This is a genomic window from Micromonospora echinofusca (assembly GCF_017614955.1).
GTDB classification, from domain to species: Bacteria; Actinomycetota; Actinomycetes; order Mycobacteriales; family Micromonosporaceae; genus Micromonospora; species Micromonospora echinofusca_A.
The window spans coordinates 96167-122237 of sequence record NZ_WVUH01000001.1 but is presented as its reverse complement, the minus strand read 5'-3'; the positions used below and the strand labels follow the sequence as shown (position 1 = coordinate 122237).

At 73.2% G+C, this 26071-nt stretch carries 14 protein-coding genes; 4 read left to right on the top strand and 10 right to left on the bottom strand.

The genetic code is table 11. From position 1 onward, the window contains the following. The coding region (locus GSF22_RS00415; protein ID WP_208810561.1) for a hypothetical protein at positions 1-242 on the bottom strand (242 nt) is incomplete at its 3' end. A gap of 133 nt (positions 243-375) precedes the next feature. Here GSF22_RS00415 and GSF22_RS00410 point away from each other — a divergent pair. Then, positions 376-9465, top strand: a complete 9090-nt coding sequence (locus tag GSF22_RS00410) for a hypothetical protein (RefSeq protein WP_208810560.1) — start codon at positions 376-378, stop codon at positions 9463-9465. Between the two features lie 18 nt (positions 9466-9483). On the opposite strand, the gene GSF22_RS35295 is transcribed toward GSF22_RS00410, so the two are convergent. The 9 genes from GSF22_RS35295 to GSF22_RS00365 all read right to left on the bottom strand — a co-directional run bounded on the left by GSF22_RS35295 (position 9484) and on the right by GSF22_RS00365 (position 22427). Further along, on the bottom strand, positions 9484-12381 hold the full coding sequence (locus GSF22_RS35295) for an ATP-binding protein (protein WP_208810559.1): 2898 nt from the start codon (positions 12379-12381) through the stop codon (positions 9484-9486). A gap of 462 nt (positions 12382-12843) precedes the next feature. Beyond that, positions 12844-13461: a peptide chain release factor H gene (gene prfH / locus GSF22_RS00400; RefSeq protein ID WP_208810558.1), complete on the bottom strand. Its 618-nt coding sequence runs from the start codon at positions 13459-13461 to the stop codon at positions 12844-12846. After that, on the bottom strand, positions 13458-14651 hold the full coding sequence (locus GSF22_RS00395; RefSeq protein WP_208810557.1) for an RNA ligase RtcB family protein: 1194 nt from the start codon (positions 14649-14651) through the stop codon (positions 13458-13460). Before GSF22_RS00395 ends, prfH begins: the two co-directional genes overlap by 4 nt. Positions 14652-14844: 193 nt before the next feature. Further along, the gene (locus GSF22_RS00390; protein ID WP_208810556.1) at positions 14845-15630 is read right to left on the bottom strand and encodes an SIR2 family NAD-dependent protein deacylase; all 786 of its coding nucleotides are present in this window, start codon (positions 15628-15630) and stop codon (positions 14845-14847) included. A 68-nt stretch (positions 15631-15698) separates the two neighbouring features. After that, positions 15699-17015, bottom strand: a complete 1317-nt coding sequence (locus GSF22_RS00385; RefSeq protein ID WP_208810555.1) for a family 43 glycosylhydrolase — start codon at positions 17013-17015, stop codon at positions 15699-15701. A gap of 130 nt (positions 17016-17145) precedes the next feature. Then, on the bottom strand, positions 17146-19635 hold the full coding sequence (locus GSF22_RS00380; RefSeq protein ID WP_208810554.1) for an ABC transporter permease: 2490 nt from the start codon (positions 19633-19635) through the stop codon (positions 17146-17148). A gap of 5 nt (positions 19636-19640) precedes the next feature. Then, on the bottom strand, positions 19641-20420 hold the full coding sequence (locus tag GSF22_RS00375) for an ABC transporter ATP-binding protein (protein WP_208810553.1): 780 nt from the start codon (positions 20418-20420) through the stop codon (positions 19641-19643). Between the two features lie 130 nt (positions 20421-20550). Beyond that, on the bottom strand, positions 20551-21219 hold the full coding sequence (locus GSF22_RS00370; RefSeq protein ID WP_208810552.1) for a response regulator: 669 nt from the start codon (positions 21217-21219) through the stop codon (positions 20551-20553). Beyond that, the gene (locus GSF22_RS00365) at positions 21216-22427 is read right to left on the bottom strand and encodes a sensor histidine kinase (protein ID WP_208810551.1); all 1212 of its coding nucleotides are present in this window, start codon (positions 22425-22427) and stop codon (positions 21216-21218) included. The genes GSF22_RS00370 and GSF22_RS00365 overlap by 4 nt, the downstream gene beginning before the upstream one ends. Positions 22428-22674: 247 nt before the next feature. On the opposite strand from GSF22_RS00365, the gene efeU reads away from it, so the two are divergent. The 3 genes from efeU to efeB are packed head-to-tail and all read left to right on the top strand — an operon-like array spanning position 22675 to position 26052. Continuing rightward, positions 22675-23553, top strand: a complete 879-nt coding sequence (gene efeU / locus GSF22_RS00360; protein WP_208810550.1) for an iron uptake transporter permease EfeU — start codon at positions 22675-22677, stop codon at positions 23551-23553. A gap of 40 nt (positions 23554-23593) precedes the next feature. Further along, positions 23594-24727, top strand: coding sequence for an iron uptake system protein EfeO (efeO, locus tag GSF22_RS00355; RefSeq protein WP_208810549.1), 1134 nt, complete (start codon positions 23594-23596; stop codon positions 24725-24727). Positions 24728-24750: 23 nt separating this feature from the next. Next, entirely contained in the window at positions 24751-26052 is a 1302-nt protein-coding gene (gene efeB / locus GSF22_RS00350) for an iron uptake transporter deferrochelatase/peroxidase subunit (RefSeq protein WP_244365612.1), read from the top strand. The last annotated feature ends 19 nt before the right edge of the window (positions 26053-26071 follow it).

Sequence of the window (26071 nt, the reverse complement as noted above, 5' to 3'; positions counted from 1 at the left end):
GCCCCCTTCGCCGGCACCGCCGGAACGGGCAGTGCCGCCGGTACCGGCATCACCACCCCACCGAGCATCCCCACCGGCACCGGCCCGAACAGCGGCAGCAGCACCAGCAGCGGCCCGAACAGCGGCACCGGCAGCACGACCGGGATCACCCCACCGGCCGCACCCGGCACCCACCACAAACCGGCGTTCCGCCCGCAGTCGACGATCCGCCCGGACGGCGACAGCGCCGACCAACCCGACACGGTCGACACCCCGCCGGACGCGCCGGCCGTCATACCCACCATCGCCGTGGTGCGACCGCTGGCGGAGACCGGACCCACCACCTCCGTCGACGGTCACCCCGGTCCAGGTCCCGCCGACCCCACACGGGAGTCGATGCCGGGTACGACAGCCCACGCCACCGCGGCAGCCGGCCCGACGACCGTGACCGCCACCGCCGGTCCCCCGCCCGGGTCGAACCGGCCGGAGGTCGACGCGCACGACGCGACCACCGTCGAGCCTGGACAGCCCGCCGGCCGGGAAACACCGGCACCGGTCGAGGCTCCGCCCACCACCGCCGACCCGGTGCTGACGGAGATCGCCAACCGGCAGGGCCAGGCGGCGTACAACGAGCACCTCCGGCTACGCCGGGAAGAGCGGGCCGAAGCCGAGGCCCAGCTCGCCTTCATGTCGACGGTGAGCGCCGGGCAGAGCCTGCTCGGCTGGGTCGCGACACATGCCCGTGACGTCGACGCCCACCTTCAGCAGATCCGGACGATCGACCCCCACCACTGGGGCGAACTCGCCGAGGTGGTCTTCTGGGCGCGGCTGGGGGCGGCGATCGAACCGGCGGGTCTGCCGGGGGATCGGGACTCGCCGGGCCGCGCATGGATCCGTCAACACGTCGAGACGTGGTACAGGCACATCGACACCGAGGTCGACGGATCCCTGTTGGACGGTGCGCTCGCGGTCGCGTACGCCCGGGAGATCGTGGATCTTGCCAAGACGGCGCTGCCGGCCGCGACCCACGAACGCGACGGTGTACGCGACGGCACCGGCCCGGTGGAGGCGCTGTCGGAGCTACGCCAGGTCGCCGCCGCCCGCGCCCGCGCCCTGCTGGCCACCAGCCGGCAGATCACCGCCATGGTGTCCGAACGGGCCGACACCGCCGCCGAACGGGAGCAGGATGCCCGCCACGAAAGCCTGGCCCGCTCGTTGACCACCGATCCGCCCCCCGGTGACGTGGCCGGAGCCGAACTGGCCCGGTCCCAGGCCCGGGACGAGGTCCTCACCCGGGCGGCAGACAACCGGCAGGACGACCACGGGCCGGCGCCGGTTCCGGTCGGCGGCGGCACCGGACAGGAGGGACACTGGTACGAGGTGGTGCCGTGGCGCCCGGACGGTGCCCGGGTCGACAGCTACCGGGTCAGCAGCGCCGGCTGGATCGAGTTGCGCACCGGGCAGTCGCTCGCACCGGGCGGCTGGCGGCAGGTCGACGACGGGTATCTGGTGCACGTCCGGACGGGCCGGCAGCTGTCACTGGTCACCGGCCGGATCGAGCCGGCCGAGGTGGCGCGCCTCGACCGGGTACCGGCGGACGCCCCGGCCCTGGTCGTCACGGCCGACCTGCTCGGCCTGGCCACGGCGGCGGGACCGCAGGCCCCTACCGAACACCTGCCGCTCTCCGTGTACCCCGACACGACACATGCGCAGGGTGCCCAGCGCGCACAGCCGTACGACGCCCCGCTCACCGACACCGAACGGCAGCTTGTCGCCGAGGCCCGGCGCAACGCGCTGCGTCGCGGCGGGACGCAGCTCCTGGCGGACGCGGCCCACACAATGACCTACGCCGGGCAACTCACCGCTGCACTGCCGGCCGACGACGTCATCCGGGCGCGGCACGAGGCCGACACACAGGCGGTACGGGACCTCGTCGAGGCGTACCGGGCAGATCCGGACAGTGCGCCGGGTACCCGCGCCGGGGCCGAGTTGCGCGAGCTGGCGGGGACGGTCGTGCTTCTCGACGCGCACGCCGGGCGGCTCGAAAAGGTGAGTGAGGAGGCGGTGGTCAGGTTGCGGGTCGCCGAGGGTACCGAGGTGGCACCGGCCGACGTGCTCGCCGAGCGGCACGTCCAGGCCAGCTACGCGTTCGCGTTGGCCGAGGTCGCGGCGCTGCGCCACGGTACGGAGGCGACGCCGGCACCGAAGGTGGACGCGCTGACGGCACAGGTACTGACCGGGAACCCGGCCGAGGTCGCCGGCCTCGTCGAGGCGTTCGCCGAGGCGCGGACCGTGCGGTGGTTGTCCCAGGAAATCGTGGCGGCCACCGGTCCGGCCGAGGTGGCGGCGCGGGAGGCCGCGGAGCAGACCCGGCAGCGGGTCGGCGAGGAGGCGGCGGAAGCGGCCGAATGGCGGTTGCGGCACCAGGACGCGTTGGTGACCCGGCTCAACGACCGGCCCCGGTACCTTCCCCCGGGCTTCGCCGACACCGATCCCCGCACCGGTGCCCGTCGGTACGGTCTGGGGCACCACGCCCGGCCGGTGCGCTTCGGCGACCGGTCGCTGAGAGACGCCGGGGGTCTCGTCCAGCTCGTGGTGGCGGCGCTGCCGGTCGGAAGCAGTCCGGAGTTGCAGGTCGGCGTCGGCCGGGCGACGTTGGACCTGCTGGCCGAGTACGACACCCGACTGCTCGTGCAGACGATGCTGGAGAGCGGCGTTCCGCTGGACGTGCGGGTGGGGCCGGACACCTACCGGGTCAACCTCTCAATGGACCTCGGTGACCTGCGTCGCGCCGAATACGCGTCCCGCGAGCAGGAACGGACCCGGCAGGGCGAACGGTGGAAGATCAACCAGAACACCGACCAGATCGCGGCCGGGGCCACCGGCACGACGGTGCTGAACAGCCGCCGGGCTGGTCTGCTGGCCGGCTGGGGCCGGTTCAAGCCGCTGCCGGGCCTGGATCTGACGCTGTCCAGCGGGCTCTGGGCCACCAGTGCGAGGAGCGTGCGGAAGACCTTCACCCACCTGTCGGGGATCAAGAAGTTCGCGCGGGTCTCCGGCGAGGCGATCTACGTCGACTTCGGCGACGCGTCGCTGCGGACGGTGGTGACCCGGTCCGGCCAGGACAGCCCGGCCGCGACGGGCGTCATCCACGGGAACCTTCGCCTGGAGGTTCCGGACGAACTCGCCCCGGTCCGGCCGGCCGACGCGACGGGCGTGCACCCGGCGGAGCCGGCGAGGCTGGCCGGTACCGGCTATCGCGGGCTCGACCCCGACGCCGTCGCGGCGGCGCACGCCCGCGACGCGGCAGGCGGTGCGGTCAGCGACGCGGACCAGTTGATCCTGCGGCAGGCCGCCGCGCTGCACCGGAGCCTGTCGTACGTGTTCGCCGTACCCGAGGCGACGCCCGGGTTGGCGACCCTGCGGGAGCAGATCCGTCGCCACCTGGAAAGCGGCGGCCAGCCGCTCACCACCCGGGCCGTGCACGAGCTGAACTGGTGGGTGAGCGAGCCGGCGATCCTGCGGATGTGGAACGACGTCATCGGTCCCGGGGCGGTCTCGCCGCTGATCCGCAGCAACACGGCAGGGGTTCACGTGACCCTCGGTGCCAGACTGCTGGGCGCCGAGGCGGTCAGCGTCGACCCGGTGCCGTTGCTGGAGGAGAACCAGTACTTCTTCCGGTTCACCGAGGAGGACACCTCCTCCGGTGGCGTCGGCGCCGATGGGTTGGACCTCCGCTTGAAGGGCACCGCCAGCGGTGACCGGATGCCGGTCACGATCGGCGGGTCGACGCGGCTCACGCTGAGCGCGGGACACACGACCGCCCGCGCCGGCCGGGCCACGATCAGCGCCGCCGAGATGCACGCGCTGGACTACGACGGCGAGAGCGTCCTCTACCAGGTGCGCATGGCCGTCGCCGCCCGACTCGACACCGATCTGCCCTCGGTGCCGCCCACCGGCACGGTGACCGACCAGGTGCACTGGTACCTGCGCGTACCGGTGTCCCAGCGGGCCCGGTTCGAGGCGATGCTCGACCTGGCGGTGCGCGAACCGGATCTGCCCCGGGGCGAGTGGCTGGCCGCACTGCCTCCGGTGCAGGACGTGCACGCCGGCCATCGGGACGGCTCGGAACACGCCCCGGCGTCGGACCCGGACCCGACCGGACCGGCGCCTGAAGCGGCGGTCGAGCGGCATCTGCCGGCCCCCGTCAAGGCCGGCATGAGTGCCGGCTACGGTGCCACCGAACTGCTCGCCGGTGCCGAGCAGGTACTGCCGGCCGTGCTCGACCTGCTCGCGCGCGCCGAGTCGAACGTGGCTGGCCTCCCGGTACGCACCGCACTGGAGGAGGCTGCCCGACACCGCCAGTGGAGTCCCCGTCTGGGCGCCGGGGCCCTGCGTAACGCGCACCGCCAGCTTTTCGGCCAGGGGGTACTCGCCTACGACGAGTCGGAGCACTTCCCGGGGGGCGTCCGTCGCATCCGGGTCCGCGTCGAGCTGCAGCGGGGCGAGCAGGTGGCCACCGGCCGGCTGGAGGAGATGGGCCTGGAGGCGATGCCGATGGCGGTGACCGGTGTCGGCGGCACGGGCACGGCCACCGCCGACCAGCGGGCGGTGTGGGAGGGTGGCTTCACGCTGGCCCACCGCGACAGCGGGGCGCACCTCAGCCTGGGGGTACGGCTGGGGGGTGGCCGGAGTACCGCGCGGGGCACCGCCAGCGACGCCTCGTCCCTGCTCATCCCGGGCATGTTGTACACCGGTCCGGTCTTCTTCTCCGATCACACGGTGCGGTACCGGGTGTCGGTCGGGGTCCACATCGAACGTACCGGGCTCAGCGAACTGGTGGCCAAGGTGCGGGTCGCCCGGGCCGCGTCGAGCGGGGGGCCGCCGCTGCTCATGCAGCCATCGGCGATCGATCCGGTGGACATCGACGGGTACGTCCGGTTCCTGATGCCCGAGGCGATGGCCCCGACCACCGCTCCGACAGACCAGGAAGTCGCCGACACCGGCCGGGCGGAGCTGGTGCCGGCCCACGGCGCCGAGCGGATGGCCCAACTGGTCCATGGACCCGGCGGCTACACGCCGCTCGCCCACGACGATCTGCTGACCGACCTGCTCGGCACCGGCGCGGTCACCGATCAGGTCAGGAACCTGCTGGTGGAGGTGGGCATCGGCGGCCGGGACGCCGAGACGGTGGCGCGGCGGGCGACCGACCTGGCCCAGCTGGAACGGACGCTGCTGCACGGGGATCCGGGGCAGACCGAGATGTGGCAGGGGTGGGTCGCCGACACCCGGGTCACCATCCGGTTGGAGGCGTTCCCCCTGGCCTCGCGGCAGGTGCACAGCGAGAAGGTCCCGCTCGCGCGGCTCTACATGGTCGAGACGCTGGTCAACGTCTCGGCGTCGGATGCGACGACGCGGAACGGACTGGCCGGCTTGACGTGGTCGGTGGGGCGTGGCCCCGAGGGTACCTCCGGCGCGGCGTCGGGCTCGTGGACCTGGGGGAAGACCGAAAGCCACCGGCGCCGGTCCGCACTGGGCCCGGTCACCGGCCAACGCGCCATCATCGCCGGAGACCACGTTGAACACGCCGCGTCCATCGTGTACGCGATCAGCGTGGAGCGCAGCGAAACCAACATGGCCGGCAGTTACCGGCCGGACCGGTGGCGGGCCAGCGGCTTCGTCCTGGTGCACGACGGTATCCGCTTCCTGCGCCCGGTTCCGACCCCGGCCACCACCGCTGAACCGGCCACCACCACCGAACCGGGAACCACCACCGGACCGGCGCTGTCCCTGGCCCCGGCCCGGATCGACCGGGTGCCGCTGGCTGCGGTGACCGAACAGTTGTTGGCGAACCCGGGCAGCAACAACCCGCTGCTGGACGTCGTCAACGAGCTTCTCACCCGGCATGCTCCCGGTCACCTGCAGTCCCGTTGGACGGTCCACGGCGCCACCCAGGTCGCGCCCAACCATCTCGGTGGTGTGCTGAACCTGCAGTCCGTTGTCCCCCTGTGGGACCTGCTGCGTGGCTCCGGCCTGGTGCTGCACGCCACCCGGTCCCTGCCGTTGATGCACGAACACGCGGTCGTCGTGCTGCGGGCGGAACGCGATCCGGCGGGTGCGGGGTACCAGCTCGTCTCGACGGTCGAGGAGGCAAAGACGCTGTCGTACACGTACCGGTTCAACACCGTGGCATCCGGCGACGTCTGGGGTACCTCCCGGGATGCCGCTACCGGTGGTGACGTGAGCCAGGGCGAGCTGGATGCCGGCGACCTCACCTCGATCGGCACGTCACTGACGCTGCGCACGCGGAACACCCGATCTGACGGGTACGAACTGGCGCTCACCCGTGCCGAACGCAGCATGCCGTACGTGACCGGCCCGGCCGGCCGGTACCTGGTGCCGGTGACGATCCGGGGCACCATCCACGTGGTCCAGTCGCCGTCGCCGGGACTCAACGCGCTGTCGCTCGGCCTCACCGGCCAGGCGTCGCGTCCCCAGCCGCTGCCGGTGCAGAAAGACCGGCCGGACAGCCTGCTGACGCCACCGGGCCCGCTGGCGTACCCGGTGGCCGGGGAGAGCAACCGGTCGGCGAGGGAGCAGGTACTCGTCCCGACGGAGCTGCTCGGCGAGCCGGTCGAACCGGCACCCGCGACGGCCGGACGGGTCGAGGAGATCCGGCCGGCGCCTCGCACCGGGGCGGCCGGCACCACCGGGACGCCGGACGGCCGGCTCCACGTCACCTTCGAGGACGTGCAGGCCCGCCGGGCGGTGGTGTGGGGGGTCGAGCCGGCGGCCGTAGGCACGCTGGCGGACCAACTGTTCGCGCGGCTGTCCGGGGCGGTTCCGCCGATCGACGGCTCCGCCAGCAAGGCGGTGGCCCACCTGGTCGAGCCGGGCACCTACAGCCGGGACGCCCTGCACTATCTCATCTCGACAACCATGTTCCGTCAGCTGGAGCTGATGCTGCGACCCGGCGGGCTCAGCTCGCCGGAGTTCCTCGCCCGCATGGGCCCACCGACCGAAACGGTCGGTCGGGTGACCATTCGCGTCGAGCTGCGGGACCCCCGCATGCTGCGGTTCCTCGACATCTCGCACGAGTGGGCCAGCTACGGCTTCACCGAGCAGCGGCAGGACGCGTCGGCCGGGCGAGGTCACGGCCTGGATCTGGCGTTGGCACCCGGTCTGGAGAGCGTCGGCCTCCGCGTCACCGGCTCGCTGACCCAGGAGAGCACCACGACCCAGTCCAGTAATCTGCGTTACCTGACCACCCAGGCCGGACACATGTACCAGACCCAGATGCTGCTGGTCAGGGCGGGCATGGTCGTGCACGTCGAGGCGGAGGCGGTCAACCGGCAGGGCCCGGTGTCCCGCGCCCCGGGCACGGTCCGTACGTCGTTCCGGCTGTCCGACGCGGTCGAGGTGCTGATGACCCCGGAGCTGGCCCTGCGGGAGGGCCTGGAACACCCGCACGGGTTCCGTACCCGGTCCGGGTTCTACCTGCCCTCCGCCGAGGTGCGGAGCGACCGGTCGGACGACCCGGAGGCCGTGCGGCGGCGGGCCGACGAGCTTGCCGCCGCGTACTCGCTGCGGCCAGTGGAGAAGGCCGTGGTGGTCCACGTGGCCACCACGACGGACCCGCAGGGCGGGGTGCTGTTGCACGTCAACGGTGGGCAGTTGACCGCCGAAGCCTTTCACGATCAGGTGCTGGGCAAGCACGACCTCAAGGACAAGACCTTGGTGCTGGTCGGGTCGCACCTGGCTGCCCCCGGGCCGCACGGCGAGAAGTCGCCGGCCGCACAGTTGGCCGCACTCACCGGGCGGACGGTGGTCGCCGCCCCGGCCGACGTGCACACCACCCCGGACGGGCACGTGCTCGCCGCGACCCCGGGCGCCAACCGGGACGGCCAGCCGATACTGGTCCGGCGGGACAGGTGGCAGATCGTCCAGCCGGACGGGACGACCACGCCGGCGGTGACCGACCTGGAGGCGAGCCTGCGCCAGGCCGGACTTGAGGTCTCCGACAAGCCCGACCACGCGCTGCCGCCACGCGAGCCCGTCCGGTGGGGCCAACCGGGCCCGGAGCCGACCGGGGTACGGACTCCGCCGCAGCCGCAGCCGCAGCCGCAGCCGCAGCCAGATCGTCCGGGGCCGGCACCGTCGATCAGGAGCATCCTCGAACCCTCCGGCGCCCCCGTTACGGACGCTCCGCCGGTCGCGTCATCGTCACAGGTGGACCGGTCGATCCCGGTTCTGAACAGCGGGCCGTTCGGGACCCGGCCGACCCTCGGTAGCCGGGAATACCACGAACACGCGATCCGCTTCGAGCGGAACCTCGGCGCGTACCTGTACCAACTCCCCCGGGCGCAGCAGGCGGCACGGGCCGCGGTCGAGCGGCTGCGCCAGGTGTTGGAGAGCTACGTCGGTGACGGTCGGCCCGAGGGGGTCCGTCGGTCCTTCGTCCAGAATGATCCCACCAGCGCCGGTCAGGTCGGTGACCAGCTGACCAACGCCGAGATCCGGGAACTGCTGCGCGACGGCAACCTGCGCGAGTTGATGACGGCGTTCTTCAACGCCGCCTTCTTCAACCCTCCGGCCAGTGCCACCGAGCCGACCTTGAAGACGGTCGTGCGGGACATCATCGGGCGTGCTGACTGGGCGCAGGCCGCCCGGTTGGGTCTGGACGTGCCACGGTTGCAGGATCAGGCCCGGCGGTTGCAGAGCTGGTCCCGGCTGGTGCGGCAGGCTCTGGCCTGGCGATCGGGGCAGTCCCACCTCTTCGCCGACGACCCGTTCGCGCTGGGCACCACCGCCCTGGCAGCTCCGCAGGAAACGATGGCCACGCTCGTGGAGAGTCACCGCAGCCGCCGGCCGAGAATGGACCGGGACGATCTGGCCCGGAACCTCGGCGTGCCGGGAAAGCTCACCCCGGCACACCTGAGGGCGTTGGGTGCCGAACTGAGCCAGCGGGAGCGGGACTACCTGTCCGGCCCCGGTCGCCGGACCTTCACCGCAAGCCGCGAGGCGGCCAGCAGTCATGCCGAACCGGAGGCGAGCTGGCTGGCGCCCGACGCGCCGGGCCCGGAACTGCCGCTGCCCTGGATCGGCGGACGGGCCTGGTGGGGCCTCGACGAATCGACGGGCTGGTACCAGCGCAGCCACGACGAGCTCGGCACCCCGGTGATCGCCGGGGTCTCCGGGACGACCATTCGGATGCTGACGGCGTTCCAGTGGCTGGGGGTGCCCGGGGTGACCAGGACGGATTTTCTCCTGGCGAACCTCGGTTGGCTGCTGACCTCCGAGGACCATTCCCTCTACGAGGTCCTCGCCGGCAGCGAGATCATGCAGGTGGGCCCAGCGGTCTCGGGCATCCGCTCGGCAGCGGAGATGTACCACGCCCTGACGGAGTTGGGTATCCCGCCGGAGGTGCTGCCTTCGTTCGGCGACTTCGACGGGGTACTGCCCCACGAGTCGACCCACGCCGCCTAGCCGTAGCCAGGAACGGCGTCACCGCTGGCCCGGACCACCGTTGTCCGCGTCACGCTGAAATGCCAGGGCCACGAGTTCCACCCGTGAGGAGAGTCCCAGCTTGGCGAGGACGCTCGACACGTGGTGCTGCACGGTACGCGGTGACAGGTGCAGGTCGGCGGCGATGTCCGGGTTGGATCTTCCGCCCGCCACCAGTTCGGCGATCCGCCGCTCGGTACCGGTCAGCGCGTCCCACCCGGAGCGCGGCCGGGTCCGGGGGCGACCCCGACGGCGTACCCCCAGCTCGGCCAGGTACGTCACCGCACGGTCGGCGTCCCAGACCGCCCCGAGGGCGTCGTACCCGGCGAGTGCCCGGTCCAGCGCCGGTCGGGCGTCGGCGGGTCGGTCCGCCCGGGCCAGCAGGATCGCGGCGCACTCCCATGCGTACGCCTCGCCGAGCGGACGACCGGCGGCGGCGTACCAGCCTGCGGCCGAGCGGATCCGCCCCGGATCGGCATCGACGACGCCCTCGACGAGCAGGTGCACCGCTCTGCTGCTGGCCGCCGGGGCGTCCTCGGCGAACGCCGCCGTCTCGGACGGTAGTGCCCCGATCGACGCGGGGCGGTCGACGATCAGCGCCAGACGGGCGATGTCCGGCCAGATCAGGTGCAGGTTCTGGTCGGTGACCGCCGTCAGACGTTGGTCCCAGGCGGCGAGGAGCAGCGTCAACGCCTCGTCGGGGTGTCCCTGTGCCTCCCGGGCCAGCGCGGTGACCCACTGGTGGCGCCAGCATCCCGGCCGGTCGGTGTGGTCGTCGGTGGGCAGGGTCGGTATCCGGCCCCGGTGCAGCGCCACGACCCCGTCGACACCGTGCAGCATCTGTGCGACGTCGACGTAGTCGGTGGCCTGGAGGCCCGCCCCGACCTCCGCGAGCACCTCGTCCCAGCGGCCGTCGAGGAACCGGATGTCGGCCCGGACCCAGCGGCACCAGGCCAGCGGCAGGAAGTCGGCGCCCTGCTGGCTGGTCCGCAGGGCCTCGCCGAGGGCGGTTTCGGCCTCGGCGTACCGGTCGAGTTCGACCAGGCAGACGCCCTGGATCAGGTACGGGCTGATCTGCCGGTGGTCCCACGACTCGACCGCCCCGGTGAGGGCGATGGCCTCGGTGATGGTGTCGAGTGCCGCCGCGACGCGGCGACGTGCGAGCAGCACGCAGGAACGCAGGGCGAGCCCGTGGGCCCGGACGCGCGGGTGGTGGGTGCGGTCGGCCATGGCGTCACTGACCTGGGTCACGGCGTCGAGGTCGCCCAGGAACAGGTCGCAGCCGGCGATGAGGGCCCGCACCCGGATCTCCTCGGCGGAGGTCACCTGTGGCACGGCCAGTGCCCGTTCGGCCTCCGCACGGGCCGCGACCACGTCGCCGCGATAAAAGTGGGCCAGGGCGACGAGCAGGTGCAGGGACACGACGTGGGCCGGTTCGCGGTCGGCGGCGAGCGCCGCCCGCGCCGCGTCGGCCGCGTCGGCGGCCCGGCCCGCGTAGAGCAACGCCCAGGCCAGATGGTTACGCAGCAGTGGTGCCCGGGGGTCACCGGGGCGGAGGACACCCAGGGCCCGGTGGACGAGATCGATCGCCAGGTCGGGTGCGCGTCGGGTCAGCGGGCGGCTCTGTTCGACCAGCCAGTCCAGTGCCCGGCCGTCGAGCGTGGTGGCGGCGAGCAGCCGCTCGGCCACCCGTTCCGGCAGAGCGCCGGAGGCCGCCAGGGCCTGGCCGATCTGGAGTTGCAGGGCGGCCCGGAGGGCGGCCGGCAGTTCTGCGGCGAGGGCCTGGCGGAGCAGGTCGTGCCGGAAGACCAGGCGTTCACCGTCATCGACCAGCACGCCGGCGTCGACCGCTTCGGTCAGTACCTCCCACAGCTCGATGGTCGGTTTGCCGAGGACCACCGAGAGTTCGCCGACGTCGAAGCCGGAGCCGAGCAGGGCGGCCACCCGCAGCACCTCGCGGGCGTCCCGGGAACCGACGTCGAGGCGTTGGGAGATGGTACCCATCAGGGCGCCCGTGACACCGGTCCCGGACCCGTCGTCGGAGCCGACCAGGTCGATCTGGTCGCCGGTGACGCCGAGGTGCCGGTCGCGGCGGAGCACCGTGATCCACTCGGTGACCTGCATCGGGTTGCCGCCGGCCCCCGCGATCAGTGCCATCAGCCGTGGGCCGGGTCGGGCGCCCAGGAGGTGGTGTACCAGTTCACCGACGGCGTCCTGGTCGAGGGGGCCGAGCCGGAGCGACCGGGCGCCCCGGGCCACGAGGCTGCGCAGCAGACCGTCGAGGGCCGCCGAGCGGGGTCCTGGACGGACGGTGACGACGATCAGCAGGGGGCAGCGGTCGAGCATCGGGCCGAGCCGGTGCAGTGCCAGCAGGCTGGACTCGTCGGCCCAGTGCAGGTCGTCGAGCAGGAGGGCGACCGGGTCGTCGGCACACCACCGGTCGAGCAGTTCCGAGATCGCCTCGGTGACCACGAAGTGCCGGTCGGCGGCACCGACCGAGGCGAGCCGTACCCCGGCGTCGCCGCGCAGCAGGCCGGCCAGGGCGTCGACGTCGGGTTCCCGGCGTGCGGACCAGGCACCGAGACACGCGCCGATCGCCGCGAACGGCAGCCGTTGTTGCAGTTCGTCGGCTTTGCCGTGGCAGACCCGCAGGCCGTTGCCACGACAGTGGGCGGCGAGCATGGCGAGCATGGTGGACTTACCCATGCCGGGATCGCCTTCGACGATGACCGCGAGGCCCCGCCCGTCGGATGCCTGCCGGGCAAAACCGATCAGTTGTGCGGTCTCCCCGGCGCGTCCCACCAGGGCGGGTCGGCGGGTACCCGGGTCGGCGCGGGCGCCCGCGTCCGGTCTGTCGCCGGGGCGCAGGTCGTCGCCGGGGAGCTGTCCGTCCGGCACGGTCGGTCTCCCCTCCGACGATCGCGGCGAGCACGTGATGGGCGGCCATCCATTGGCGACGCGCACCGTCGGCCCGGAAGTCCGATCATGCCCATCATGCCGTCCGCGCCGCCGGGAAGGGCCCCGACTGCGCGACGGCCCAAGCTGTGATCTTGGTCTCCTGGCTGGTCACCGTCAACCCGACAGGCCTCGGAGCTGACCGACGGATCAGGGGACATGGCCGGGCGCAGGGCGAGCCGCGCGGCGCGAATCGGGTACGCCGGCTGGAACATCACGCGACCCTGGGGCGTGGAGAGTGCTGGCGCCCACGACCGCGTCCCGTCCCTCATCGGACGCATGGCTGGCACCAGGTGGGGTGGTGCCCGGTTGGCCTCGGCGTCGACCGTGGGCGAATCCTCATCCGATCGTCACCTCGGGTAGCGCACCTTACACCGTGAGCTGCCAGCGGTGGTCGCCTGCCGGTTACGCCGGCCCGGGGCGTTCGATGCGGCTGGGGTTGCCGCGTACCAGCTCGTCGTGGATGCGCCAGCGGGCGGTGGTGACAGCCCGTTCCGCCGTCTCGTCGCCGTGGGCGAGGCGCTGCCGCAGCAGGTCCAGGGCGATGCGACGGTTGAGGCTGAACTGCCGCTCGGTGTCGACCACCACGACGGTCCCAGTGGGACGGTGGGTCGCCCGGACGGCCGTGCTCGCCTTGTTCCGGTGCTGGCCGCCGGGGCCGCCGGTCCGGCAGGCGACGACGTCGACGTCGGCTTCGGTGAACGTCGTACGGGGGGCGTCGACCTGGCAGGGTCGGGCGGTCACGTACCAGTTCTTGCGGCCGGTACCGGACCGGTAGGGGCTGGGCGCCTGCCAGCACAGCGTCCCGGTCCACGAGGCGGCGAACGCCTCGGCGCCGGCCCCGGTGATCCGGACCAGTACCGACCGGTAGGTGCCCGGCCGGTCCCCGGCGACCGTCTCGACCCGGTCGGTCGCCAGGTCCTGTCGGTGGGCGTCGGCCTCCAGCCGGCGCAGCAGCCGGGCCAGCGCCCAGGCGCACTCCTGCGGGCCCCGGCCGGCCGACAGGAGCAGGTGGACGCTCACGACCGGCCCCGCCGGAGACGACGGTCCCGGGGGTCCGGGCGGGACGCGGCGTCGGGGGTCTTGTAGGTGACCAGCGGAACCGTGGTGGCCACCGGCGTGGCCAGGTCGTGGTCGACGAGGTCGGCGATGACCTGCTCGATGCGCTTGTACGCCGTCGGCGCCTCCTCGAAGAGCAGTTGCCGGTCACCGCACACCACCAGCGACCCCACCGGCGTGCGGCGCAACTCCTCGACCGTGTGCTTGGCCCGGCCCCGGCGCAGAGCGTCGGCGCGGGACATCTTGCGACCCGCGCCGTGCGCCACCGAGTGGTTGGCGTCCGGGCCGGCGTGCGCGGCGACGAGATAGGAGTGGGTGCCCCGGGTGCCGGCGACGAGTACGTCACGGCCGTCGCCCGGGGCCGCCCCCTTGCGGTGCAGGTACCGTCCGTCGCGGACCTCGACGAGGTTGTGGCACTGGTCGACGACCGGTGCGGCCGGTTCGGCGCCCAGCGCGTACGCGACGCGGGCGGCCAGCAGCCGCCGGTTGAGCGACCCCCAGCGGACGGCGGCGTCGTGCCTCGCCAGGTAGGCGTCGGGGTCCGGGGCGGGGCCGGCGCCGTGGACGGCGGTGTGTGCGCGCAGGATCTGCTCGCCGAGCCCCCGGGATCCGCTGTGCACGACGAGGACGAGGTCGTCCGGGGTGAGACCGAGCCGGTCGGCGTGGCCCGCTTCGGTGACCGCCCCGATCCGCGCCAACTCGACGAAGTGGTTGCCCCGGCCGACCGTGCCGAGGCCCTCGACGTGGCCGGCGGGAACGTCACCGTCGACGACTGCCCAGGCCGGATCGTCGGCGTCCCGGTCGGGGCAGAGCGCGCGGTCGAGGTCGGGGAACCGGGCGGCGAGCCTCTCGGGTACGACCCGCTTGAGCCTGATGGGGAACACGGCGATGCCGCAGCCGATGTCGGAGCCCACCAGGTGCGGGTACAGCAGGGTGGACGACATCGCCGCGCCGATGGGGGCACCCTTGCCGGGATGCAGGTCCGGCATCGCGGCGACGTGGATCATGCCGTCGAGGGCGGCCACCTGGTGGCACTGGGTGACGGCGTCGGACTCGATCCAGCTCGTCGGGGAGGCGAAGACCCGGACGGTGGCCGGGCTGGTGGTCGGGGTGGGCTGCGGCAGGGTTTCCTGCCGGGAGGGCTGCGCAGACAAGGATGCTCTCTTCGCGGGAACGGGGTACGGGCGGACGGCGTCACGGCGCGGGTCGGCGCCGGGGGGTCACAGCGAGTGGAATGCGTCCGTCAGAGCCTCATGGCCATCACGGTGCCGAAGCCCGCCCCGGGCGGCAACCGGTTTTCGGCCGGCCGGCCCCGGACGTCCACCCGCACCGCTGCCGACGGACGGGTCAGCGGCTGGCCCGGGTGGCGTCCGGTAGGGCACGGGTGAGCGCCGCGGTGATCCGGGGCAGCGCGACGCCGATGGGTTCGCGTACCAGCCCGTCGGCCAGGTCGTCGTAGGGGGTGGGATCGCGGTTGACGATGACGAGGCGGGCGCCGGCGTCGACCGCGACGGCGCACAGGGACGCGGCTGGTTCCACCTGGAGGGAACTGCCGACGACGAGCATGAGCTGGCAGGCCCGGGCGATCTGTTCCGCCAGGGACACCACCTGCGGGTCGAGGTGTTCGCCGAACAGGACCACCCCCAGCTTGAGGATCCCGCCGCAGGTGGTGCACCGGGGATCTGTCTCCCCCGCCGCGACCCGGGCCAGGGTGTCCGCCGTCGGGGTCCGGACGCGGCAGGTGGTGCAGTGCACCTCGCGCATGCTGCCGTGCAGTTCCAGCACCTTACGGGGCGCGGACCCCGCCTTCTGGTGCAGACCGTCGATGTTCTGGGTCAGGATGCGGACGGCGCAACCGTCGTCCTCCAGGGCCGCCAGGGCGCGGTGGGCGGCGTTGGGTTCGGCATGCCAGGCGGCATGGCCCAGGTAGGTACGCCAGAAGCGGGCACGTACCGCCGGGTCGGACATGAAGTGGGTACGGGTGAAGACCTCGGCGGCGGCCGGATCGCGGGTCCACACCCCGTCCGGGCCACGGTAGTCGGGGATGCCCGAGTCCGTGGAGATACCCGCCCCGGTCAGGACCGCGACCCGGGTGACACCCTGCGTCCAGCCGGCGACGGCGTCGTCGTTCATGGCTGCCGATGCTAGGCAGCCCCCGCGTGGACGGCGAACCGTTTACCGGCAGGCCCCGGTCGTACCCGCTATGCCACCTCGACGAAGTCGATCTCCGCCCAGCGGCTGAGGTGGTTGAGCCGCAGGGTGTTGAAGCCGGCGGTGAGCGTGATGTCGGCGCGGACCTGTCGCCAGTTCTCCCAGCCGGTGTTCGCGTAGGTGACCACCTGGGCCGCTCCCCCGTTGACGGTCAGGGTGTGCTGGGCGTCCCCGTAGCCGGCGGCGTACGCGATGTGGGCGGTGTAGCTGCCGGTGCGGGGGGCGAAGACGGTGATGTCGACCCAACTGTCGGCGTAGTCGAGGTAGGCGACCACCTGTCCCTGCGAGGCGGTCGTGGTGCTCCGGGCCGCGCAGTGGTGGAGAACTCCCCGCTCCGCCTCGTACCGCACCCGGCTGCCCCGGACGACGGGGTACTCGCCGGCCCAGCCGAGCGCGGCCACGTACATGCCGCGTGCCGAGTAGTTGTTGATCCAGCCGTGGAAGACCAGGTGGTCGCCGCCGGCCTCGCGGACGACGTCGGCGCCGCCGGGTCCGCGTACCGCGCCGTCCAGGCTGGCCGTGGTCAGCAGGGACCGGTACGCCTTGGTGTACGGGCCGGTGAGCGAGGTGGCGGTCGCGTAGCTGGTCTGGTACTCGTCGCCGCCGTACCCGCCGAGGGAGTAGAAGAGCACGTACCGGGCGCCGACCCTGGTCAGTACCGGTGCTTCCACGATGCCGGCCTCCTCCGGCAGGCCGCTGCGGACCAGTTCCACCCGGGTGCCCTGGAGGGTGACGCCGTCGGCGGCGACCCGTTGCAGCCACAGGCTGGTCGGCTGGCCGATCGCGTTGCCGTCGTCCTTGTAGAGCAGGTACCGCGCGCCGTCGCTGTCGGTGAAGCTGGACGCGTCGATGTCGCCGCCCTCGGCGCCGTTGCAGATCAGCGGTCCGGTGCCGACGGGGGCGAACGGACCCAGCGGTGACGTGGCCACCGCCGCGCCGATGCACTGCCGCCCGACGGCCGCGCTGCGGGCGGTGTAGTAGAGCAGGTACCGGCCGTCGGCGCGCGGGGAGACGTCGGGTGCCCAGGTCAGGCCGCCGCTGGCCCAGGCGCCCAGGGTCGGTAGCGCATCCGGCCGCCGGGTCCACGGCCCGGTCAGCGAGGTGGCGGTGGCCACCGGCACGTTCCCGTGGCTGTTGTTGGTCGAGTAGGCGTAGTAGGTGCCGCCGACCTTGATGACGTCGGGGTCGGGGAAGTCGCTGGCGATGACCGCCGCAGGGGGCGTGGTCACTGCGGAGGCGCTGTCCGGCGCGACGACGAAGGGACTGATCAGGAGCGCGGCTACCACCCCGGCGAGACCTCGACGCATGAAGAAATTTAACCATGTCGATTAATTTGGTGAAAGGTGTCGCCCGGACGGAGATCGGGCGGCGCGGTGCCCCGACGGCCACGCCGATCGGAGCCGCACGGGCTCCGATCGGCGTGGCCGGGCGGTCGGGTCAGTCCCCGGCCAGCGCCTGGACCACCGGCCGTCGCACGGCCCGGCGGGCCGGCAGGACCGACGCGGCGAGTGCCGCCAGCGCGGCCACCGCCAGGATCAGGCCGATCTGTCCCCAGGGCAGCACCACGTCGAAGTCCCCGCCGATCCGGTTGAGCACGGCCATCGCGCTGGCGCTGACCGCCGTACCGAGGCCGATGCCGAGCACCGCGCCGACCACCGCGACCAGCACCGCCTCGACGGCCAGCATCGCGCGCAGTCGACCCCGGGTCAGCCCGACGGCCCGCAGCACCGCGTTCTCCCGGGTCCGTTCCAGCACCGACAGGCTCAGCGTGTTGGCCACGCCGACCAGGGCGATCACCACCGCGAGGCCGAGCAGCGCGGTGACGAAGGCCAGCAGCATGTCCACTGTGCCGGTGAGCATTTTCTTGTACGCCGACTGGTCCATCAGGTTGGCCGTCGGGTACCGGCTCACCACCGACTCGATCACCTCGCGGGCCTGTGGCGCGGAGATGCCGTCGACCTGTTGGACCTCGGCCAGCTGGCCCCGCTCGGTGGGGAACAACCGGGTGAAGTCGGCGTCGGCGACCTCGACGACGTGCCCGGATGGGACCGGGGCGCCGCCCACCGCCGGTCCCTCGTCGCCACCGGGGACCACGGCGGCGATCCGCAGTGGGGTGCCGGCGACGGTGACGGTGGCGCCGACCGTCCAGCCCCGTGCCGTGGCCAGTTCCCGGTGCACCAGCACGGTGCCCGGACCGAACCGGCCGAGGTCACCGGCGACCACCGGTGGCGCAGCACGCGCGACCAGTGCGGGGTGGGCGGCCCGGACCCGGACGCCGTCGCGGACCACCTCCCGCCACTCGTGGACCACGCCCAGTTCGGGTCGGGCGTGCAGTTCGTCGACCAGCCCGGCGGGCAGGTCCGCACCGACCGCCGTGACCAGGAAGTCCACCCCGATCTCGGCGTCCACGCTGCGCTCGATGCCGTCCTTGGTGCTGTGCGCGCCGACCACGAACGCGGAGACCAGCCCGATACCGATCACCAGCGCGGTGGCGGTGGCCGCGATCCGGCGGGGGTTGCGCACGGCGTTGGCCACGGCCAGTCGCGCGGTCGCCCCGGGCAGGCGGCGGGCCGGCCAGCCCAGGACCCGGACCAGTGCCGGGACCAGTACCGGCCCGAACAGCACGATGCCGAAGAAGGTCAGCACTCCCCCGGCCGCGACGGGTAGCAGGTGGCCGGCGGGACCGGCCACGGCGAGTGCCGCCACGCCGGTGCCGAGGACCAGGGCGCCCGCGACGAGCCGGAGCGGGCCGGCCCGTCGGGTGCTCTGCACCGCGGCGTCGGTGAGCGCGGCCACCGGCGCCACCCGGGTACCGTGCCAGGCCGGCAGGAGCGCCGAGCCGACGGTCATCGTGACGCCCAGCAGGAGGCAGAGCAGGACGGTCGGCGCGGTGAGGACGATCCCGCCGGAGAACGGCAGGTCCAGGGTCGCCGCCCCGGCGCCCAGCCCGGACGCCAGGCCGGCGCCCAGTGCCACGCCGGCCAGGGCGGCCACCGTGCCGACGACCGCCGCCTCCAGCACCGTCGCCCGGAACAGCTGACCCCGGGTCGCGCCGACCAGGCGCAGCAGCGCGGTACGGCGGGTGCGCTGGGCCAGCACGATGGCGAAGGTGTTGGCGATGACGAACCCGGCGACCACCGCCGCCACCCCCGCGAAGATCAGCAGCACCAGGTTGAACTGCTCCAGGTCACGGACCGCGTCCTCGACGGCGGCGTCGAGCAGTTGCCGCCGGGTCTGCACGCTCGCCCCGGCGCCGGTGACCGCCGACCCGACGCGGGTCACCAGTTCCGCCGGGGGGACGCCCGGAGCGGCGGCCACCAGGATCCGGGCGTAGCCCTGGGCACCGGCGGCCCGCAGCGCGTCCGGACCGACCAGCCCGATGTACGGGCCACCGACGTCGCGGCTGGTACCGGCCACGTCGACCGTGCCGACCAGGGTGTACGGCCGGGCCGGTCCACCGGCACCGCCGACCCGGACCGGCGTATCCAGCCGGAAACCCTCGTCGGCCACGGTGCGCTCGTCGAGCACCACCTCACCGGGACGGTCCGGCAGTCGCCCGGCCACCAGGTCGTACGACCGCAGGGCCGGCTCGGTCGGGATGCTGACCAGCACCGCGTACCCGAGCACGGGCCGGCCGTCGGCGCCGAGCAGTCCACCGGTGCCGATGAACTCGCCGTCGGCGGCGCGTACCCCGGGCAGGGCCCGGACCCGGTCGACGGCGCCGGCCGGGATGCTCGCCCGGTCGGCGACGACGGCGACGTCGGTGTGCCGGTCGAAGGTGCCGGCCCGGTCGTACGCGCCGGCCTTCATGCCGTCGGTGAACATCAGCGTCCCGGCGACGAACGCGACACCGAGCACGGTGGCCAGCGAGGAGAGCAGCAGTCGCAGCACGTCGGCGCGCAGCAGGCGCAGGGTCAGCCGGACCATGCCGCTCACCGGTTCCCGACCGGCGCGTCGGCGTCACCGAGACGGCCGAGGACGTCGCGCACCTGGTCCGGCCGGGGTGCGGTCAGGTCGTGGACCAGCCGTCCGTCGGCGAGGAACACCACCCGGTCGGCGTACGCGGCGGCCACCGGATCGTGGGTCACCATGATCACGGTCTGGTGGAGGGTGTCGACCGCTTCGCGGAGCAGCCGTAGCACCTCGGCGCCGGACCGGGAGTCCAGGTTCCCGGTCGGCTCGTCGGCGAAGACCACCCACGGTCGGGTGATCAGGGCCCGGGCCACGGCGACCCGTTGCTGCTGGCCGCCGGAGAGTTCGTCGGGCCGGTGCCGGAGCCGGTCGGTCAGTCCCACCGCGGTCACCACCTGAGCCCACCAGTCCGCTGCCGGGCGGCGGCCGGCGATGGCCAGCGGCAGTTGGATGTTCTCCGCTGCGGTGAGCGCCGGCAGCAGGTTGAACCGTTGGAAGACGAACCCGATCCGGTCGCGTCGCAGCAGGGTCAGCCGCCGGTCGTCGAGTCCGCCGAGGTCGGTGTCCCCGATCCGGACCGCGCCGCCGGTGGGCCGGTCCAGCCCGGCCAGGCAGTGCAGCAGGGTGGATTTCCCGGAACCGGAGGCGCCCATGATGGCGGTGAGGCGGCCGGCGCCGAAGGCGACGTCGACGCCGTCGAGTGCGACGACCGCAGCCGGACCGGTGCCGTACCGCCGGGTCAGGTTTCGGGCGGTGACCGCGACGCCACCGGTGGTGGGCGCGGGGGGTGCGACGGGCACGTGGAACTCCCCGTGGTGAGAGGCGGTATGGACACCTCCGACGCTAGGGGCGGGACCGGTCGGTTGATCTCCGTCTGGCCGCTCGACCGGGGTCCGCCTCAGGTCGTACCGGACGGCCGCCGGGTACGTCTCAGGTCGTACCCGGGGTGACCAGGCCGCTCTCGTACGCCAGCACCACCGCCTGGACCCGGTCGCGGAGCTGGAGCTTCGCCAGGATCCGACCGACGTGGGTCTTCACCGTCGCCTCGGCGACGTGCACCCGACCGGCGATCTCGGCGTTGGACAACCCCTGGGCCACCAGCAGCAGGACCTCCCGCTCCCGCTCGGTGAGCAGGGCCAGCCGGGGGTCGGCGGCAGGGCCCGGGCCGAGCCGGTCGGCGAAGCGGTCCAGCAGCCGGCGGGTGATCGACGGGGCGACCACCGAGTCCCCGGCCGCGACCACCCGGATCGCGGCGAGCAGTTCCTCCGGCGGCACGGTCTTGAGCAGGAAGCCGCTGGCACCGGCCCGGAGCGCGGCGAACGCGTCGGCCTCGGTGTCGAAGGTGGTGAGCACGAGCACCCGGGGCGGGCCGGCGGGCCGGTCGGCGCAGAGCCGGCGGGTCGCCTCCACCCCGTCCATGGTGGGCATCCGGATGTCCATGACCACGACATCCGGCCCGGTCCGGGACACCACCCGCAGCGCGTCGGCGCCGTCGATCGCCTCGCCGACCACCGTCAGGTCCGGCTGCGAGTCGAGCACCATCCGGAAACCGGCGCGTACCAGCGGTTGGTCGTCCACGATCACCACACGGATCGTCACGTCGGGTGCTCCTTCGTCGGCGGTACCGGTAGCCGGGCGGTGACGCGCCAGCCCCCGCCCGGACGGGGGCCTGCGGTCAGCTCACCGTCGTACACCGTCACCCGTTCCCGCATGCCCACCAGACCGTGTCCGCCGGAGATGGCGGGGTCGACCGGCGGGCGGCCCCGGCCGTCGTCGAGGATCTCGACGGTGACCGGACCGGCCGGGTCCTGGTCGAGGACGACCTCGACGGCGGCGCCGACCCCGGCATGTTTGAGGGTGTTGGTGAGCGCCTCCTGCACCACCCGGTAGACGGTCAGTTCGAGCCCGGGCGGCAGGCCGGCCGGGCCGCGTCCGGTGTGCCGCACCCGCAGTCCGGCCGCCTCGAACCGGCCCAGCAGCGCGGGCAGTTCGACCAGGGCGGGACGCCGGTGCTCCGGCTCGGCGGCGACCCCGGTGTCCACCCGGGCCGGCGGCTCCACGGGACCGGCCGGGGTCGGTTCGCGCAGCACACCGACCAGCCGCCGCATGTCCTCCAGCGCCTGCCGGCCGGTGTCGGCGACCACCCGCACCGCCTCGCGGGCGGTCGCCGGGTCGTGGTCGAACAGGAAGCGCGCCCCGTCGGCCTGCACGATCATCACGGCCATGCTGTGCGCGACCACGTCGTGCAGTTCCCGGGCGATCCGGGTGCGTTCCTCGGCCACCGCCGCCCGCGCCTCGGCCTCCCGCTCGCGTTCCAACGTGGCGGCCCGCTCCTCCAGGCTGAGCACGTAGAGCCGGCGGGTGCGCACGTTCAGCCCGACCAGCCAGACCGCGCCGGTGACCAGCCCGAGGTAGAGCGTCGCGGCCCAGCGGGGGGTCACCGCCATCTGGAGGGAGCCCAGCAGCACGCCGACGGCCGCGACGACCCCGGCGACGATCCCGTCGCGCAGCCGGTCGGCGTACTTGACCACGCTGTACAGCGCGATCAGCACCGCGACGTCGTAGGCCAGCGGACCCCATCCGGCGAGCACCTGGACCAGGGCGAGTACGGCCACCACCGCGGTCACCGCGGACGGACGGATCCGCCGGAACAGCAACGCCGTCGCCATCCCGAGCCCCACCAGGGTGGCCCACGCGCCACCCGGCTGGGCCACGATTCCGGCGACGGCGAACAACGCCACCGCGCCGGCCACGGCCGCGTCGAAGGCGACGCTACGCAGCGGGCGGCCCAGGATCGTCCGGTTCATGATCTCCCAGCCTACGACCGGTGCCACCGGACCGGTCGCCGCACCGACGTCCGCAGAGCGCCCGGCGGCGCTCCCCCGCCCACCGGGTGACCCACGCCACCCTCGGGGAGGGTGCCCTGACCAGGGCATGTCCGCTCGACGGCGAGCCGGGGGTGTTCCCCGGAACCACTTGACGCGATGCGCGAACAGGAGGAAGGTATGCCTGCCCTAACTTAACCGAGAGGGCCCAACCAACTACGGAGCCTCGATGTTCGCCACATACCTGATCGGTCTACGGGAGGGCCTGGAGGCGACCCTGGTGGTCAGCATCCTGGTCGCCTTCCTCGTGAAGTCGGACCGCCGCAACCGGCTGCCCCACGTGTGGCTCGGCGTCGGCGCGGCGGTGGCGCTCTCGGTGCTGTTCGGCTGGCTGATCGAGTACACCTCGACCACGCTGCTGCGGACCTCGGCGTCCCGGGAGCTGTTCGAGGCGGTCACCTCCGTGGCCGCCGTCGTCTTCGTCACCTGGATGATCTTCTGGATGCGCCGGGCCGCCCGGGGCATCGCCGGTGAACTGCGCGGCAAACTGTCCGAGGCGCTCGCGGTGGGCGCCTTCGCGGTGGCCGGGATGGCGTTCCTCGCGGTGGTCCGGGAGGGCCTGGAGACGGCACTGATCTTCTACTCCGCCGCGCAGAGCACCGCCGGCGGTGCCGGCCGCGATGCCATGATCGCCCTGGTCGGCGGCATCACCACCGCCGTGCTGATCGGCTTCCTGATCTACCGCAGCGCCCTGAAGCTCAACCTGGGCACGTTCTTCACCTGGACCGGTGCGCTGCTGATCCTCGTCGCCGCCGGCATCCTCAAGTACGGCGTGCACGACTTCCAGGAGGCCGGTGTCCTGCCCGGCCTGGCCACCCACGCCTTCGACATCTCGGCCGTGCTCGACCCGGGCACCTGGTACGCGGCCCTGCTGGCCGGCATGTTCAACATCACCGCCACGCCGAGCGTGCTGGAGATGGTCGCCTGGGCGGCGTACGCGGTCCCCGTACTCGTCCTCTTCCTGCGCAAGCCGGCCGGCCCGACCGCCCCGGACCGGGTGTCCACGCCCGCCGCACCGACCGTCGGCGGTACCGCCGCCACCGCCTGACACCCACACCCGACGTCCACCTCCGAGGAGACACCGCAGCATGCGTACCACCCGACTCGTCGTGCCCGCCGTCGCCGGGGCACTCGCCGTCGCCGGCCTGACCGGCTGTGGCGGCGGTGACGACAAGCAGGACGCGAAGACCGACGGGCCGATCGCGGTCAAGGCCAGCGACACGACCTGCGAGGTCGGCACCACCGAGATCGAAGCCGGCCAGGTGACCTTCGCGGTGACCAACTCCGGATCCAAGGTCAACGAGTTCTACGTCTACGCCGCCGGTGACCGGGTGATGGGCGAGGTGGAGAACATCGCCCCCGGCCTGACCCGCGAACTCCGCGTCGAACTGCCCGCCGGGACGTACGAGACGGCCTGCAAGCCGGGCATGAGCGGCCGGGGCATCCGCGGTGCCCTCAAGGTCAGCGGCACCGCCGCGACCGTCGCGCCCGACGCCGCGCTGAGCCAGGCCACCGCCAGCTACCAGCGGTACGTCCAGAGCCAGACCGCCGCGCTGCTGACCCGGACCGAGGAGTTCGTGGCCGCGGTCAAGGCCAACGACGTGCCGAAGGCCAAGGCGCTGTACCCGGTGGCCCGCACCTACTGGGAGCGGATCGAGCCGGTCGCGGAGAGCTTCGGCGACCTCGACCCGAAGATCGACGGCCGCGAGGAGGTCGTCGAGGAGGGCATGGAGTTCACCGGGTTCCACCGGATCGAGAAGGACCTCTGGACGACCGGCGACGTCAGCAAGGACGGCCCGATCGCCGACCAGCTGCTCACCGACGTCAAGGCCATCGTCGCCAGGGCCAACGCCGAGCGGCTCACCCCGCTCCAGCTCGCCAACGGCGCCAAGGCGCTCCTCGACGAGGTCGCCAGCGGGAAGATCACCGGCGAGGAGGAGCGGTACTCGCACACCGACCTCTGGGACTTCAACGCCAACCTGGAGGGCTCCAAGGCGGCCGTCGCGGCGCTGCGCCCGGCCCTGGAACAGCGCTCACCCGACCTGGTCGCCCAGCTCGACCGCGAGTTCGCCACCGTCGAGAACGTGCTCGGCAGGCACCGGGCCGGCGACGGCTGGAAGCTGCACACCGACCTCAGCAAGGCCGAACTGAAGGAACTCTCCGACAGCATCAACGCCCTGGCCGAGCCGATCAGCAAGGTAGCCGCAGTCGTCGCCCGATGACGACCCGAGCAGGAGGTGGGACGATGAGCGGACCGGGCACCGACGGGGCGCCGCGCGGCAGCCGGCTGTCCCGCCGGCGGGCCATCACCATGGCCGGGATCGGCGTGGCGGGCGTGGCCGGGGTGGCAGCCGGCGCCGGTGTGCTGACCGGCGGTGGCGACCACGCGGTGGCCACCGACCGGGCCGCCGGGGCGGTGCCCTTCCTCGGCGAACATCAGGCCGGCATCACCACCCCGGCGCAGGACCGGCTGCACTTCGTGGCCTTCGACGTGATCACCAAGGACCGGGCGAGGCTGGTCGCCCTGCTCCAGGAGTGGACCGCCGCCGCGGCCCGGATGACAGCCGGGCGGGACGCCGGGCTGATCGGCGCGGTCGACGGTGTCCCGGAGGCCCCGCCGGACGACACCGGCGAGGCGCTCGGGCTGCCGCCGTCGCAGCTCACCCTCACCATCGGCTTCGGCCCCACCCTGTTCCGCGACGCCGAGGGTCGGGACCGGTTCGGCATCGCCGACCGGCGGCCGGCCGCCCTGGCCGACCTGCCGCACTTCGCCGGGGACGCCCTCCGGCCCGAGCTGTCCGGCGGGGACATCTGCGTCCAGGCCTGCGCCAACGACCCGCAGGTGGCGGTGCACGCCATCCGCAACCTGGCCCGCATCGGCATGGGCGTGGTCAGCGTCCGCTGGTCCCAGCTCGGCTTCGGGCGTACCTCGTCGACCTCGCGGGACCAGGCCACCCCCCGCAACCTGTTCGGTTTCAAGGACGGCACCGCCAACCTGAAGGCCGAGGACGCCGACCTGCTCCGCGAGCAGCTCTGGGCGCAGCCGGGCGACGGCCCGGACTGGATGACCGGCGGGTCGTACCTGGTCACCCGCAAGATCCGGATGCTGATCGAGACCTGGGACCGCAGCCCGCTGGCCGAGCAGGAGCAGATCGTCGGCCGGACCAAGGGCCGCGGCGCCCCGCTGGGCGGGACCGGCGAGTTCGACCAGCCGGACTTCGCCGCCAGGGGCGACGACGGGCAGCCGGTGATCGCCGAGACCGCACACGTCCGGCTCGCCCACCCGGGGCAGAACGGCGGCGCGCACCTGCTCCGCCGTGGTTACAACTTCGTCGACGGCTCGGACGGGCTGGGCCGGCTCGACGCCGGACTCTTCTTCATCGCGTACCAGCGGGATCCGCGTAGGCAGTTCGTGCCGATCCAGACCCGGCTCGCCCGGCACGACGCGATGAACGAGTACCTGCGGCACGTGTCCAGTGCGCTCTTCGCCTGCCCGCCCGGTGTCCGCGACCCCGCCGACTGGTGGGGCCGGGCGCTGTTCAGCTGACCGGAGCCGGTGCCAGCGG